12 protein-coding genes are annotated in these 16,057 nt (G+C 55.6%); all 12 read right to left on the reverse strand.

Annotated features, from left to right (window positions below; all coding sequences use genetic code 11):
* Position 1: 1 nt before the first annotated feature.
* The 12 genes from spoVE to bshC all read right to left on the reverse strand — a co-directional run bounded on the left by spoVE (position 2) and on the right by bshC (position 15,907).
* The gene (spoVE, locus tag BBD41_RS05890; protein ID WP_099476988.1) at positions 2 to 1,099 is read right to left on the reverse strand and encodes a stage V sporulation protein E; all 1,098 of its coding nucleotides are present in this window, start codon (positions 1,097 to 1,099) and stop codon (positions 2 to 4) included.
* Positions 1,100 to 1,148: 49 nt separating this feature from the next.
* Entirely contained in the window at positions 1,149 to 2,582 is a 1,434-nt protein-coding gene (gene murD, locus BBD41_RS05895) for a UDP-N-acetylmuramoyl-L-alanine--D-glutamate ligase (protein WP_099476989.1), read from the reverse strand.
* Between the two features lie 3 nt (positions 2,583 to 2,585).
* Positions 2,586 to 3,551, reverse strand: coding sequence for a phospho-N-acetylmuramoyl-pentapeptide-transferase (mraY, locus tag BBD41_RS05900; RefSeq protein ID WP_077565031.1), 966 nt, complete (start codon positions 3,549 to 3,551; stop codon positions 2,586 to 2,588).
* Positions 3,552 to 3,555: 4 nt separating this feature from the next.
* Positions 3,556 to 4,974, reverse strand: coding sequence for a UDP-N-acetylmuramoyl-tripeptide--D-alanyl-D-alanine ligase (locus BBD41_RS05905; protein ID WP_099476990.1), 1,419 nt, complete (start codon positions 4,972 to 4,974; stop codon positions 3,556 to 3,558).
* The gene (locus BBD41_RS05910) at positions 4,974 to 6,458 is read right to left on the reverse strand and encodes a UDP-N-acetylmuramoyl-L-alanyl-D-glutamate--2,6-diaminopimelate ligase (RefSeq protein ID WP_077565027.1); all 1,485 of its coding nucleotides are present in this window, start codon (positions 6,456 to 6,458) and stop codon (positions 4,974 to 4,976) included. The genes BBD41_RS05905 and BBD41_RS05910 overlap by 1 nt, the downstream gene beginning before the upstream one ends.
* Before the next feature lie 61 nt (positions 6,459 to 6,519).
* A complete protein-coding gene (locus BBD41_RS05915) occupies positions 6,520 to 8,466 on the reverse strand; it encodes a stage V sporulation protein D (RefSeq protein ID WP_099476991.1) in 1,947 nt (648 codons plus the stop codon).
* Between the two features lie 87 nt (positions 8,467 to 8,553).
* Positions 8,554 to 10,821: a penicillin-binding transpeptidase domain-containing protein gene (locus BBD41_RS05920; RefSeq protein ID WP_099476992.1), complete on the reverse strand. Its 2,268-nt coding sequence runs from the start codon at positions 10,819 to 10,821 to the stop codon at positions 8,554 to 8,556.
* 17 nt (positions 10,822 to 10,838) lie between these two features.
* Positions 10,839 to 11,249, reverse strand: coding sequence for a cell division protein FtsL (locus BBD41_RS05925; protein ID WP_077565021.1), 411 nt, complete (start codon positions 11,247 to 11,249; stop codon positions 10,839 to 10,841).
* Between the two features lie 31 nt (positions 11,250 to 11,280).
* Positions 11,281 to 12,234 carry a 16S rRNA (cytosine(1402)-N(4))-methyltransferase RsmH gene (gene rsmH, locus BBD41_RS05930; RefSeq protein WP_077565019.1) on the reverse strand — a complete coding sequence of 318 codons (954 nt, stop codon included), beginning with the start codon at positions 12,232 to 12,234 and terminating at the stop codon, positions 11,281 to 11,283.
* A gap of 85 nt (positions 12,235 to 12,319) precedes the next feature.
* Positions 12,320 to 12,757: a division/cell wall cluster transcriptional repressor MraZ gene (gene mraZ / locus BBD41_RS05935; RefSeq protein WP_077565018.1), complete on the reverse strand. Its 438-nt coding sequence runs from the start codon at positions 12,755 to 12,757 to the stop codon at positions 12,320 to 12,322.
* Between the two features lie 206 nt (positions 12,758 to 12,963).
* The gene (locus tag BBD41_RS05940; RefSeq protein ID WP_077565016.1) at positions 12,964 to 14,232 is read right to left on the reverse strand and encodes an adenosylhomocysteinase; all 1,269 of its coding nucleotides are present in this window, start codon (positions 14,230 to 14,232) and stop codon (positions 12,964 to 12,966) included.
* A 43-nt stretch (positions 14,233 to 14,275) separates the two neighbouring features.
* Complete coding sequence (bshC, locus tag BBD41_RS05945) at positions 14,276 to 15,907, reverse strand: bacillithiol biosynthesis cysteine-adding enzyme BshC (protein WP_099476993.1); 1,632 nt, start codon at positions 15,905 to 15,907, stop codon at positions 14,276 to 14,278.
* Between the last annotated feature and the right edge of the window lie 150 nt (positions 15,908 to 16,057).

Genomic DNA, 16,057 nt, shown 5'->3' on the forward strand with positions numbered 1-16,057 from the left:
TTCACCTCGCATAACGGGAAATATTTAATAGAATGCCGAGCGCGGTCAGCATCAGTGTCAACGAGCTTCCTCCGTAGCTGATCAGCGGCAGCGTAATGCCGGTTACCGGCATCATCCCGATGACAACGCCGATATTAATGACAACCTGAATCGCGACCATTCCGACAATCCCTACGGAGAGCAGGCTGCCGAAGCCGTCAGGAACCGTCATGGCGACCCTCATGCCTCGCCATACCAAAGCCGCGAACAACAGCAGCACGATCAGCCCGCCGATGAAGCCAAGCTCTTCGGCCAATATGGAAAAGATAAAGTCGGTTTGCGGTTCAGGCACATAAGCATATTTCTGGCGGCTCATGCCAAGGCCAAGGCCGCCGAGGCCGCCGGGGCCGATCGCATACAGCGACTGAATGATCTGGTAGCCGGTCCCGAGCGGATCCGACCAAGGATCGAGAAAGCCCGTTATCCGCTTCAAACGATACGGTGCCGTAAGGATAAGTCCAGCAAAGCCCGCGACACCGCCCAGAGCAAGAAATCCCAGATGCTTCATTCGCGCTCCGGCCGTGAACACGATCATCATGGCTGCCCCGAGCATAACGGCGCCGGTGCCAAGATCCGGCTGCAGCATGATCAATCCGAAGGCGAGGCCGATCAAACCCAGCGGCGGGAGAAGTCCCTTGCTGAATGAAGTAATATCATAATCTTGTTTGCTGAGCCACCGAGATAGAAACAGAATCATTCCGAGTTTCATAAACTCGGAAGGCTGAATGCCGAACGAGCTGATGCCGAGCCAGCTTCTCGCGCCGCCCCGAACGACCCCGATCCCCGGGATCAGAACGATAACGAGCAGAAAGAAGCAGACGAGCAGCACCAGCTTGCTGTATTTCTTCCATACTTTATAGTCGATTTTGGAAGTGAAATACATGGCCGCAAGCCCGAGGCAAGCAAAGAACGCCTGCCGTTTCACAAAATAAAACTTATCGCCGTAATCATGGAAAGCGAGTACGGAGCCTGCGCTGTATACCATTACGATCCCGATGGCCAGCAGGGCCAAAATGCATATAAGCAGCCACAGATCGGGCGCCTGGCGGTTCTTGTTCATGGAAAGGCCACCTCGTACATCCTTAGTAGGGGCTTATCCACCCCCCTACTTAAAGGTTATGCACCGCCTCTTTAAAAATGCGTCCTCTGGCTTCAAAGGAAGGGAACATGTCCCAGCTGGCGCATGCCGGCGACAGCAGAACGATATCGCCGGGCTCGGCCAGCCGGGCCGCCTCCTGGACAGCCATAGTCAATGTATCGGCGGCGTCCTTTCCATTATCGACGAGGATAATTTGCTTTAATCCGGCTTTTTCCGCCGCAGCCGCGATTTTCTCCTTCGTCTGGCCCAGGAGAACGACAGCCTTCACCCGCTCTCTTAGGGAAGGCACAAGCTCCTCGTAATCCGAGCCCCGGTCAAGACCGCCTGCAATGAGCACGACGGGCTCCTTGAACGAGGTCAGCGCCATGTTGGTGGCTTTGGAGTTCGTCGCCTTGGAGTTATTGTAATAGGCAATGCCGTCCCGCTCACCGACGAATTCAAGCCGGTGCTCCACCCCGCGGAAGCTTGACAATACCGGCGCCAGTTTATCCGGACTCACGCCTGCCGAGATCGCAATCGCTGATGCCGCGAGTGCGTTCCCGACATTGAATCTGCCGGGCAACCCGATGTTCTCCACACGGATGATCTCATGCGTAAAGCCCTTGCCGTCCGTATAGACGACGGTTCTCTCCGGCTCCTCGCCGCCCGCCAGTTGACCCTCTGCTCCGTAAGGCGGCATCACGTGAACCCCTTCACGAAGGACTTCGTTCATCGAGAACGGCAAAATGCGGGCCTTGATATACGGGACGAGGCTTCTGCACACGGGATCATCCCAATTGAGCACAGCGGTATCGTCCGCCGTCTGATTCGCGAACAGCTTGGCTTTGGATGCGATATAATCGTCCATCCCGCCATGATAGTCAAGATGCGTTTCGGCTATATTCAGCAGCGCGGCGATGCGCGGCCGGAAATCCTCGGTTCCTTTGAGCTGGAAGCTGCTGAGCTCCACGACCATCCAATGGTCCGGTCTCGCCTCCTGGGCAGCCTCCGACAGCGGCGTGCCGATATTGCCCGCAACGATCGGGGACAGGCCCGCGTCCTCAAGCAGCTGTCCGACCCAGGTTGTCGTTGTTGTCTTGCCGTTGGAGCCGGTGATGCCGATCATCGGCGCAGCACAGATATGGTAGGCGACCTCTACCTCGGTTACGACCGGAACGCCCAGCTCCATCGCCCTCTGAACGGGCGGCACCGAGTAAGGAATGCCGGGATTTTTGACGAGGAGCGTTACGCCGGGATGAATCAAGTCATCCGGATGCCCCCCGCATATAACAGAAATGCCCAAAGCTTCGAGCTCCGACGCTTCGGGACACTGCTCTCTTTCTTTTCGATCATTCACCGTGACCTCCGCCCCGGCTTTATGCAGTACTTTGGCTACTTGGACGCCGCTCTTGGCAAGTCCGAGAACAACGACGGTCTTTCCCCGGTATTCATCTGGATGCTTCATATGCTACAACCCCTTGTTGATATAGAGCCCGAGTCCCGCCAAAACCAGTCCCACGGCCCAAAATGTGATAACGACGCGCCACTCCGACCATCCGGACAGCTCAAAGTGATGGTGGATCGGGCTCATCTTGAAGATGCGTTTGCCTCTCGTTTTGAACGAGATGACCTGGAGCACAACGGAGAGCATTTCGATAACGAATACGCCTCCGAGGATAAGGAACAGCAGCTCGCTTTTCGTCACGATAGCGATGGCGCCGATCGCGCCCCCGATCCCCAGCGAGCCTGTATCTCCCATGAACACCTTGGCCGGATGGGCGTTAAACACCAGAAACCCGAGCACCGCGCCGATCATCGCCGCCGCGCAGAAGGCCGCCGCGAACGAGGTCGACTGGATCGCCACAATGGCATAGCCTCCGAATGCTATCGCGCTGACGCCGGATAACAGTCCGTCCAGACCGTCCGTGAAATTGACGGCATTGCTGATCGCCAGCATCATCAGCACGATGAACGGATAGTAGAACCATGGACCCCAGTCAAACGACCAGTTCATTCCCGGTACGCCGATCGCCGTGCTGTGCCCGTTGGAGATGAGCAGCCAGCACATGATCCCCGAGAACAGAAGCTGTCCGAACAGCTTCTGCCGTGGGGTCAGTCCCAATGAGCGGCGGAACACGATTTTAATATAATCATCAAGAAATCCGATCAGGCCAAAGCCCAATGTTGCCACTAGAAGCACATAAAAGTCGGTATCGACCGGCGAAAACTTGATGAACGTCAGCGTGAACGCAAGCAGAATGACGACGCCGCCCATTGTCGGCGTGCCTGCTTTTTTGAGGTGGCTTTGAGGACCGTCGTTTCGCACTTGCTGTCCAAACTTCAATCTGCGAAGCAGCGGAATCAGCAGCGGGGCCGAAATGACAGCCAGTATAAACGCTACACCGATGGTCAATAACAGCAGCTGAAAGTCCATAAGCTCACCCCCTCACTCCGTTGTTTCCGCCTGGCAGGGCTTTAAGCGCATCGACCACATGCTCCAGCTTCATTCCCCTCGAAGCCTTCACCAAAACGATGTCCTTCTCGGACACCCGCTTCAGCAGCTCCGCAATAAGCTGCTCCTTGTCCGTGAACGCGAGAACAGCTCCGTCCGGGTACTTCGCCTTTGCCGCCTCCGCCGTGTGCTGGGACAACGGGCCGTAGGTTAATACAAGCTCCACTTGGTCCGGAGACAGATAACGTCCGATTTCCTCGTGAAACTCCTGCTCGCGCTGCCCAAGTTCCAGCATGTCCCCAAGAACGGCAATCCGGCACCGGTAGCCCTTCATGTCGCCCAGCACATCGATCGCAGCCTTTGCTGCCGTCGGGCTGGAATTGTAAGCATCGTTCAGAACGGTAACCCCATGGTTCGTCTCAATCGCCTCGATCCGCATGCTCGTCAGCTTGAGACCGGCAAAGCCGCGGCGAATCTCCTCATCGCTGACGCCCAGATGCGTCGCTACCGCCATGGCAGCCAGGGCGTTGATGACATTATGGCGTCCGAGCAGCGGAAGGCTGAAGCCTTCGCCCTCATACCGGTTCGATGTGAACACAATGCCGCGTGCGTGAAACATCAGGCCTGTCGGATGAGCATCGTTGGTGTCCCGGCTGCCGAACGTAAAGGTGTTCATCGATGCCGGCTTGACCGTACCCGGCTCCTGCAGCACCTGATCGATCAGCGGCTCATCGCCATGGTATACCAGCAGCCCGCCGGGCTTCATGCCGCTCACGATTTCAAGCTTGGCCCGGGCAATCTCCTCCCGCGAGCCGAGCTGAAGCAAATGCGCTTCGCCGATATTCGTGACCACGGCGATATCCGGGTGCGCGATCGAAGAGAGGAGCTCGATCTCGTGCCGGCCGCTCATCCCCATCTCAAGCACCGCGATATCCGTATCTTCCTTCATGGCAAGCACCGTCAAAGGAAGGCCGATATGGTTGTTATAGTTGCCCTGCGTCTTATGAACTTTGTAACGGGTTTCGAGGAGGGCGGTCACCATGTCCTTGACGGTGGTTTTGCCGTTGCTTCCGGTAATGCCGACCACCTTGGCGTTGGTCTCCGCCAAATAAGCGCCCGCAAGCGCTTGGAGAGCCGACAGCGTGTCATCCACAAGGATGACCGGGCCGTCAGGAACCGGCTCATGATCCCGCTGCCACAGCAGGCCGCCGGCGCCGGCTGCAAGCACAGCCTCTCCGAATTGATGTCCGTCGAATTTCTCGCCGACAATCGGAACAAACAGATTGCCCGGCTGTATTGTGCGGGAGTCGGTTCCGACTCCTTGAATCATCATATCGTTGTCTTGGTTTCGTAAGAGCGTACCGCCGCACATGTCGGCAATGCTCCGCAATGATTTATGGATCACTATTGTCTGCCCCTTATCGCGTCTTTGGCTACGATGCGGTCGTCAAAATCAAGCACTTCGCCCGCAATCAGCTGGTAGGTCTCATGACCTTTCCCCGCAATCAATACTACATCGCCCGGGCTTGCCATTTCAATAGCCTTTTGAATGGCCTCGCGGCGGTCGACAATGAGCTTATAGCGGTCTTCGGACACGCGGTCCTCAACCAGTCCCGCCTCAATATCCTTAAGGATCGCTGCCGGGTCCTCGGTGCGCGGATTATCCGAGGTAACCAGCACGATATCGCTGTACTTGGCAGCGATCTTACCCATGATCGGGCGTTTCGTGCGGTCACGGTCGCCGCCGCAGCCGAACACGGTCAGCACGCGTCCCTCCGCAAATTCATTGACCGTCCGCAGCACGTTTTCCAGCCCGTCGGGCGTATGCGCATAGTCAACGATCACCGCATACGGCTGACCCTCATCGACAACCTCAACGCGGCCGTCGACGCCCGGAACGGATTCCAGGCTGTGCTTGATGTCCTCAAGCGGAACGCCTTCGAGCAGCGCTGCCGCAATGGCAGCCATAGCGTTATAGACATTGAATTTCCCTACCATCTTGATGGAAATATCCGTGCTGCCGCGGAAGGTATCCACATGGAACGATGTGCCCTGCGCCGTGATCGAGATGTTGCTGGCCCGCACATCCGCCCGCTCGCCTAGGCCGTAGTAGATGACCTCCGCAGCCGTCTGCTTGGCGAAATATGCGGAAGCCTCGTCATCGGCATTCAGCACGGCGTATTTGCGGGACGGTTCGTCCTTGGGAAAAGCGTTGCCAAGGCGGGAGAAAAATAACCCTTTGGCCGCCCGGTATTCTTCCATCGTATGATGATAGTCAAGATGATCCTGCGTCAGGTTCGTAAAGATCGCGGTGCGGAAGTCCGTGCCCTTGACTCGCCCCTGCTCCAGCGCATGGGAGGAAACCTCCATCACGCAGCACTGCATGCCTGCTTCGGCCATCTCGTTCAAGTTCCGCTGAAGCTCCAGCGCTTCCGGCGTCGTGCGCGGCATCGGAAACGATTTGCCTGCATATCGCATCTGAATGGTTCCGATCAATCCGGTCTTTAAACCATGATCATTCATAATTTTCTCGATCAGATAGGTGGTCGTCGTCTTGCCGTTGGTCCCCGTTACACCGATCATCTTCATCCGCGAGCTGGGCTGGTTGAAGAACGCATTGGCCAGCCCGGCCATCGCAAACCGGCTGTCCTTTACGAGGATCTGGGGAAGATCGATGTCAAGCTTCCGCTCGACAACCAGCGCGGCCGCGCCCCGCTCGGCAGCCTGGGCGGCAAAGTCATGGCCGTCCACGGTATGGCCTGGAAGGCAAATAAACAGATCGCCCGGCTTTACTTCCCGAGAATCAACTTGGATTCCGGTAATTTCAACGTCACCGGCACCGTCGATCACGGCGGCTGCCAGCACGGATGATAATTCATTCAATTTCATGGATATCCCTCTCTCTATATATCCGTATCATCCGGCTTGGCGTCCATCCAGATGATACGGCTTAATGTTCGTGTTTTGCTTCGTCCGGAGCCTCACCCATGTAGATACGGATCGTGGATCCCCGCTCCACTCGGCTTCCCGGCTTCGGCGCCTGGGAAATGACCGTATTGCCGGTCCCTGACTTGGCCAGGTTAAAGTTCATGTTCAAATCCTCGTACAGCTCCTGAACCGTCGCCCCGACCAAATCCGGGACGGTTACGGTCGGCACTTCCCCATATTTGTAATCGCGGGGAACCTGATCCTTCCGCGGCGGGATATTCATATAATGCAGCGCATCCTCCAGAATGTTCTGCACGATCGGAGCCGCAACCACGCCCCCGAATTGAATTCCCTTTGGATTGTCGACCGCGGTATAGACGACAATCTCAGGATCGTCCGCCGGCGCGAAGCCGATAAAGGATACGATATGCTCGGTGGAGGAATAACGCCCGTTGACGACCTTCTGGGCCGTTCCCGTCTTCCCGCCGACGCGGTAGCCGTCGATGAAGGCTGGCCGTCCGGTGCCTTTGGCCACGACGCTCTCCAGCGCTTCGCGAACCTGCTTGGACGTCTCTTCCGAGATCACCTGCCTTACCATCTGCGGCTTCACCTCCTCCACCACCTCGCCGGTTTCCGGATGGATCCACGCTTTGGCCACATAAGGTTTGTACAGCTTCCCTCCGTTAATGGCGGCAGACACTGCGGCCACCTGCTGGATCGGAGTCACCGAGACCCCCTGTCCGAATGCCGTCGTCGCAAGCTCAACGGGCCCGACGTTGTCCAGCTTGAACAGGATACCGTTCTCCTCCCCGTTCAAATCGATCCCCGTCTTCGAGCCGAAGCCGAAATCGCGGATGTATTGGAACAGACTTTCCTTGCCAAGCTTCTGGCCGAGTGCCACGAAGCCCGGGTTGCAGGAGTTCTGGACGACTTCCAAATAGGTCTGGCTGCCGTGTCCGCCCCGCTTCCAGCAGCGAAGGCGTGCGCCCCCAACTTCGACCGCGCCGGAATCAAAGAAATGATCGTTTTTCAGATCCACCTTCCCCTCTTCCAGCGCGGCGGCCAGCGTGATGATCTTGAAGGTCGACCCCGGCTCGTACGTCATCCAGATCGGAAGATTCCGGTTGTACGTCTCGGGGGAGAATTCCTGATAGTTCGCCGGCGAATAGCTCGGACGGCTGGCCATGGCCAAAATCTCACCCGTCTTCGGATTCATGGCGATGGACCAAGCACCGTTGGCCTGGTATTTCACCATCGCCTGATCGAGCTCGCGTTCCATAATGGACTGAATCGATTTATCGATCGTCAGCTCCAGATTCAAGCCGTTTCGCGGTTCCTTATACGTCTCGGTGGAGCCAGGCATCAGCCTGCCCCCCGCATCCGACAGGTACGAGATATTCCCGTTGAACCCTTTCAGCTTATCATCATGCTTCGCTTCCATGCCGGTAAGTCCCTGATTGTCAATGCCGGCAAATCCCAGAATATGAGCGGCAAGATCGCCGTATGGATAATAGCGCTTGTTGTCTTCGGCAACAACGATACCCGGCAGCTTCAAATCACGAATTTCCTGCGCCAGCTCCATCGTAATTTTACGCCCTCCGGGTTTGATTTGCTCTACCATGGAATTCCGTTTGGTAATGACCTTCTTCACGTCGGCTTCGCCTACCCCCAAAATGCCGGAGAGCGTCTTGGCCGTTTCATCGGGGTTTTGGATCTGCGCCGGAATGGCCCATATGGTCGGCGTCGTGATGTTGGTTACAAGCGCGGTGCCGTTTCTATCGAGAATTTCTCCCCGCTTAGCCGTAAACGGAATGGCCCGGCGCCACAGCTCCTCTGCTTTCGCTGACAGCTCCGCGCCTTTTCCGATCTGGACATATCCCAGCCTGACGATCAATGCCGAGAACAGCAGGAGCAGCAGCAGCAGGCTCCAGAGCAGACGGCGCCGCTGTGATACCTTGGATACTTTCACCTTAAGCTTCCCTCCCCGTTTGAACCCGAAAGCTCATGAAATGCCTTCATCACATGAGTATTCGGGACAAACCGGGGATAGAACAAGCTATTCCTTGTCCCCTTCGCCTTCCGCCGCCTGATCGGCGGCATCGGTTGCGTTCTCTTCTTGGCCTGCGGTATCGGATTCGGATTCAGCCCCGGCTTCGCTGTCGCTTGCCTCCTTATCCTCGGCAGGCGTCAGCGTCAGATGCACGGTCCGCTGGCCGTTCTCGGTCGTCTCCATCTGCTTGGTAACGTAGCCTTCACCTTGAACCATGACCTTGACCCGCATTAAGGTCAGAACCTCCATGGCATCGCGAAGCGACTCGCCCTGCAGATTCGGAATGGACATCGTCGCCTCATCCTCGGTCAAGAGGTAGATGCGCTGCGCGCCGCTGATCGGCGTGCCGGGCTCCGGAAACTGTTTCTTTACGGTGTTTCCGCTGCCGAGCGTTTCGAATACGACGCCCTCCTCAAGCAGCTTTGCCTTCGCTTCGCTTACCTTCATGCCCGTCATTTTCGGCGCTTCATAGGCCCCGTCGGGAATGACGGTCTCCTTCGACTTGCCCTTCTCCTCGGCATTCGATTTCGGGACGCCCCAGTACGTCAGCGTTTTGGACACGATCTCTTTGAAGATCGGGGCGGCGAGCTTACCTCCGCCGACTTCCTCGTTCGGCTCGTCGATGATGACCAGGACGGCGATCTTCGGATCCTCCACCGGCGCGTAACCGATAAAGGAGACGACCTGCTTGGTAGTATCCTTATAACCACCGGTGGATTTGACGGCGGTACCTGTCTTCCCCGCTACCCGGTAACCGTCGATATACGCCGCGTGCCCTGTACCTTTGTCTTCGTCGGCAACGACCTGCTCGAGATATTTGCCGGTTTCCCTGGCCGACTCGGGCGAGATCACCTGGCGGACCATCTTCGGCTCGATCTTCTCGGTCTTGCCGGTGTTCGGATCCTCGACCTCCTTCACCAAATGCGGCTTCATCAGCTTGCCGCCGTTCGCAACGGCCGAGATGGCCGCAATTTGCTGGATCGGCGAGACCGATACGGCATAGCCGTAGGTCATGGACGCAATATCTGAATCATAAGTCATATTAAGGATACTGGAGGTTTCGCCCGGAAGGTCGATACCGGTCTTTTCCGCGAAGCCGAATTGCTTGATATAGTTGGTGAGGCGCTCCTTGCCAAGCATTTCGTACCCCAGCTTGACGAAGGCCACGTTACTCGACCGCTTTACGCCTTCCAGATACGTAATCGGTCCCCATCCTTCCGGACGGATGTCTTTGTGGGTCCGCCCCCCGGCCCGGATAGTTCCTGACTGGTAAGCTGCATTCGGGTTGAACAGCTTCTCCTGGATGGCGCTCGCCAAGGTAACGATCTTGAAGGTCGATCCCGGCTCGTACCGCGATCTTACCGCATGATTGTAAAAGTTCTTATATTCCGATTCCCAGTATGTATTGGGATCATAGGTCGGCAGGTTCGCCATGCCGAGAATTTCTCCGGTCTTCGGATCCGCCGCAATCACCGTCATGCTGATCGGCTTGTATTTTTCAAACGTTTCGCGCATTGCGTCCTCGATATAATACTGGATTGTATCATCGATCGTCAGCAATAAATTTTTCCCATTTATGGCAGGCTGGTATAAATCATCCTGGCTCGGCAGCTTGACGCCCTTCTTGTCGCTCTTGTAGGAGGCAAACCCATCCTTTCCCCGCAGGTAGTCGTCGTAAAAGGCCTCAATGCCGCCGACCGCTTCTCCCTGAAGATCCGTATATCCTATGACATGGGCTGCCACTGTGCCTTGCGGATAGAAGCGCTTCTGCTCCCGCTGGAGGCCGATGCCCGAATCGGCGATTTTACCGTCTTTCCTCAGCTTCTGCTCCAGGCTCTTCCTCAGCTCTTCAACCTTCTCCTTGGTCTCCTCGTCGATCTTCCAGCCCTCGCTGCGGACCTCGCGACCCTGCAGATATTCTCCCTTATCGTTCTTGGCCCGGACCATTTCCAAAAGCTCGTCCTCATCCTTGCCCAGAATGTCATGCAGCCCCTTAACGACATCCTCCTCCAGGCCGTTTGCCTGAATGACCTTTGGATTGACGACAACGGTATAGGCCGGCGCATCCATCGCCAGGATATCGCCGTCCCGGTCCATGATCGTCCCCCGGGATGCCGGGAGATCCTGCGAGCGGGACCAGCGCTTCATTGCTTCGGCCTTCCAGAAATCGTTGTCGATGACCTGCAGCCAAAACACCCGACCAATTAATAAAGCAAAAAAGAGGGTTATACATCCCCCTATTAGCACGGTGCGCAGTTTGATTTTTTTAACCATTGGCGTAACCTCACACTTTAATCATTTTGTCCGGATTTCGAAGCCTCTGTTCCGGATTGTCCGGATACCGGCGACAAATGAATGGCGTCTGTTTCATCAATGGGCACGTAACCAAGCTCTTTTGCCTTGTCCAAAATTTGCATCTCCAGCGTCTGCTTCTCGACTTGCAGCTGTGTAACCGTCCGTTTCCCTTCTTCAATCTTATTCTCCGTTACATGAATCTGCCGATTCAGGTCATAGGAATGAACATGGCTCATGCCGATCACGCCCATGACCACAACCATGAATACCACGGACAACAAGTACAGAAGCTTTTCTTTCTGGGGTAACTGGGAACGGCGTTTGATGACTTTCGTCTTCTCGAGATAGGCGGACTGCGTTTCCTTCTGTCTCTCCTGTACAGCCAAATTACCGCGTGTGTATGCCATGGCGATTCTCCTTCTTCAGGTATAATGTGTGCTACTGCTTTTCCGCAATCCGCAGCTTCGCCGATCTTGCTCTCGGGTTGCCCTCGATTTCCTCCGCCGACGGTATGATCGGCTTGCGGTTCACCAGCTTCAAATCCCCCTGGCCGCCTCCGCATACGCACATTGGAAAATCCGGAGGGCAAGTGCATTTCGGAATATACGAATTAAAAATCTGCTTGCAGATCCGGTCCTCCAGCGAATGGAACGTGATGACGGACACTCTTCCACCCGGGGCAAGGCATCTTACCGCCTGGTGCAGCGCATCCTGGAATGCCCCGAGCTCATCATTGACCGCAATCCGGAACGCCTGAAAGCTGCGCTTAGCCGGATGGCCGCCCGTACGTCTTGCTGCTGCCGGAATTCCTTCCTTAATCAGTTCGACAAGCTCACCGGTTGTCTGAATAGGCCGCTGCGCCCTTCTTTCCGCAATGACCTTGGCGATCCGGCGCGAAAATTTCTCCTCGCCGTATTCGTGCAATATCCGCGAAATCTCCTGCTCCGGCCATTCGTTGACAATCGTTGCAGCGGTCAGCTCAGCGGATTGATCCATCCGCATATCCAGCGGCGCATCGTGATTGTAGCTGAACCCTCTCTCTCCCTCATCGAATTGGGGAGAAGATACGCCCAAATCAAAGAGTATACCGTCAACTTGCGGCTGTTCGTTTCCGCCTGGCGTCGTTTCGCTCCGGAGCACCTCCTCCAGCTCGCGAAAATTCGTCTTGACGAGCGTAATCCGGTCTGCATATGGCTTCATAACTTCCCGGGCATTATTCAGCGCCCAGTCGTCCTGATCCAATGCGATCAACCGCCCTTTCGAACTTAGCTGAGAAGCAATGAGCGAGCTATGCCCCGCGCCTCCAAGCGTACAGTCAACGTATATACCATCTGGTTTGATGCGCAGCCCTTCTGTCGCTTCTTGCTTAAGCACCGTGATGTGATGGAACAAAGCTGCAGCCCTCCATTGTGTCTGAATTCAACATGCTAGTCGTTTACATTTGCTACTCAATCGTTCATGTACTACTGGGGGCAGTTTAAAGATCGAAATCAAAATCGACCAGCTTCTCGGCGATCTCGTTGAATGTCTCCTCCGACTGCTCGTAGTACTTCTGCCACTGCTCCTTGCTCCAGATCTCCACGCGGTTGGAAACGCCGATAACGACGCACTCCTTCTCCAGCTTGGCGAACTCGCGCAAATTGCCCGGCAAATTTACCCTTCCCTGTTTATCCCATTCGCATTCGGTTGCCCCGGAAAAGAAAAACCGGGTAAATGCACGGGCATCCGACTTCATGAGCGGCAGGGATTTGAGCTTCTGCTCCATAACGGACCATTCTTCTCTGGGGTATACAAATAGGCATTGGTCCAATCCGCGGGTAACGACAAACGAGGTGCCCAAGAGCTCCCGAAATTTAGCGGGGATGATGATTCTTCCCTTGTCATCAATGCTATGCTGAAACTCCCCCATAAACATCAGGCATTCCACCCCTTAACCCCGTGTCCCCACTTTGCACCACTTTCCACCACTTTAGGATAATAGATTCGGCGTCAAGAATCAAATTCCTTCAAGCGGGATTTTGTTTTTTTGGTTATTTCTCTCAAGATGACCGCGCCAAAAAACCTCCTTCCAAATCCCTGCCGGGAATGGAAGGAGGTTCTCATGTGTTGGGGCCGTAAGGTTTAATGCTGGGCCCAGCTATCCAGGTAAGCCTTCTGCTCATCGCTCAAGCTGTCGATTTGAATGCCTAGACTTTCCAGCTTGTAGAGCGCCACTTGCTCATCCAGCTCATAAGGAACGTTCAGTACCCGCGTACCGATCTGCTGGTATTGTTCATTCACGTACTTAAGGGACAGCGCCTGAAGCGCAAAGGTCATATCCATAATTTCAGCTGGATGGCCATCGCCCGCCGCCAGATTGACGAGGCGGCCCTCAGCCAGCAAGTAAATTTTGCGTCCGTCCTTCAGATGGTACTCCTCAATATTGCGACGAACGGTGCGAACCGACTGGGCGCGCTCGGCCAAATCCGGCTTGTTGACCTCCACATCGAAATGCCCGGCATTCGACAGGATCGCTCCGTCCTTCATGACGTCGAAGTCCTCGCCGCTGATTACGTCGCGGTTGCCGGTTACGGTTACGAAGAAATCGCCCAGCTTCGCCGCTTCGCGCATCGGCATCACCCGGAAGCCGTCCATATAGGCTTCAACCGCTTTGATGGCATCCACTTCGGTAACAATGACGTTGGCACCAAGACCTTTGGCCCGCATCGCAACCCCTTTGCCGCACCAGCCGTAGCCGACGACAACAACCGTTTTGCCTGCCACGACCAGATTCGTCGTCCGATTAATGCCGTCCCATACGGATTGGCCTGTACCGTAGCGGTTATCGAATAAATATTTGCAGTATGCATCATTTACGGCCACCATCGGGAATTTCAGCGCTCCATCCTTCTCCAGGGACTTTAGTCGCAGGATGCCTGTCGTTGTCTCTTCGGCACCGCCGCGAATGCCTTCAAGCAGGTCCGTGCGCTCGGCATGCAAAATCGTAACGAGATCGCCGCCGTCATCAATTATGAGATCGGGTCTCGTCTCCAATGTCGAGATGAGATGCTGCTTGTATTCCTCCGGCTCCGGATTATATTTCGCAAACACGGTAATGCCGTCCTCGACCAAAGCCGCGCACACATCGTCCTGGGTGGACAGCGGATTGCTGCCGGTGATGGTCACTTCGGCTCCTCCGGCCTGAATGACTTTCGCAAGATAGGCAGTCTTCGCTTCAAGATGCAAGGAAATGGCAACCTTCAAGCCTTTGAACGGAAGCTCCCGTTCGAACTGCTCCCGCACCCGGTTCAAGACCGGCATGTGCGCCTTCACCCAGTCAATCTTCAAATGACCCTCCGGCGCCAATTTGACGTCGGCGATGCTGCTGTTCTGTAATGCGGATGAACTCATACAACTAACCTCCTATGGTGTGTGTTTGATGCATACCGGCTTATTATACGAATACGACACGATGAGTGCCGGAACCTTCATACGGGATCTCCATCAGGCGGTCCACCAGATTCAGCCCGTAGCGGTTCATGTATTCTATGATATTGTATACTCTTTCCTGCGGGCTGCCCTCCGGCAGAAGCGACAGCTCGATCCGCTTCCACTGCGCCAGAGCTGCTTCATGCTGCTGGGCCAGGGCACCTTTCGATCTGCTGAGCAGGAAATCCATCTGTTCCAATATTTTCGCGCGGTTCGTTTCCCCTAATTTTAACAGCCCCGCCTGCATTTTACCAATATCTTCTATCAAAGGCTGGTACAGCGCCTCAAAAGCGACTTTCGTCTCGGCAAACCGGCCATCCAAGTTCAGCTTGTCTTGACCAGCTAGCCATGCATCCCGCTTCTCCCCAAGATGGAGCAGCACATCCTGGAAGGTCAGCTCATACTTATCCATATATTTATGAACGGTTCCGTCCAGAAGCGTAAAGGACATTCTCGGGATAATCAGCGGCATCCGCAATCCCAGATCGGCAAAAGCCCCGCGGGTAATCGCCCAATACGAAATCTCGCCTGGGCCGAGAATGGTTCCGAGTACAGGGAGCAGCGAGTCCTGCATAATCGGACGGGTCAGCACATTGTTGCTGAACCGGGCCGGATGCTGATGCAGCTCGTCCAGAAGCTCCTGCCGCGTAAATGATACCAGGCCCTTCCGGTCCGAGTAGACATCCCCCTCGCGGAACAGCAGGAGCCGTCTGCCTTCATGCACGTAGAAGAGATTCGCTCCGTTCTCTGCAACCTCCGCCTGCACTTCATAGCCCCGTCCGGTAATCTCTTTAGCGGCCGCCTGATAGGAACGGCATAAATCTTCATTATGCATGATCATCGCTTCGAACACGGGAACCTCAAGCTCCCGCAGCGCAGGGTCGGCGGAATCGAGCAAAATCAATCCGTATTTCCCAAACATCACGCCAAGCAGCCTTGCAAAGGCATCGCTTAAACAGGGCGCATCCTGGACCGATTCGCTGACAAGCCTCAACAACTCGCCCTTGTGTTCGCTGTCAGGCAGCTGCTGCTGCAGCTCGTTCAGCAGTCCGTCCCAATCGGCCCGGTCTACTCTCGTATAGCTGACAGAGGTTCTCAGCGCATCCTTTGGATCCAGCTTCACTTTGGCGAGGCGCTGGTCCGGGGACAAGAAATACGTGTGGTTCACCTCGTCCCAATCATGATCCTCCCCTGCGATCCAAAATACAGGCACGACCGGCCGGTTAAGCCGCCGCTGTGCTTCTCGGGCAGACTGAATGATCGTGATGGCCTTATATACAACGAGCAGCGGTCCTGTAAACAACCCGCTCTGCTGCCCGCCGACCATAACCAGCGCACCCTCCTGCTCCAGTGCATCAAGTGTCGTATGTACTGCAGGATGATTATTGTGTTTCTTATTATATGCCCGAAGACAACTGACCAGCGCCTTGCGCGGCGTGCGCTTGTCTTCCGAAAGGTCCAGCCATGCTGCCCGCTCGGCAAAACTTCGCTCGCTGCGGAAATCTCCACCGTATAGTCCGCTGACTTGATCGAAACGGTGAATATAGTCCCGAGCAAGACGCGAGGCGAGGTTTAATGGTTCCGGAACGATATTCATGAGGTCGCCTCCTATTCTCTCGTCGCCAAAATTCCAATATGTGTACGATCATCATTTATTCTAACCTAATAAAACCTTTCTTGATTGTACCGAATGTTGGCATTGTGCGTCAAAGGAAAAGAATAGCCGCCGGCATTATTGCCTGCGGCT

This window comes from Paenibacillus ihbetae (assembly GCF_002741055.1).
Taxonomy (GTDB): Bacteria; Bacillota; Bacilli; order Paenibacillales; family Paenibacillaceae; genus Paenibacillus_AQ; species Paenibacillus_AQ ihbetae.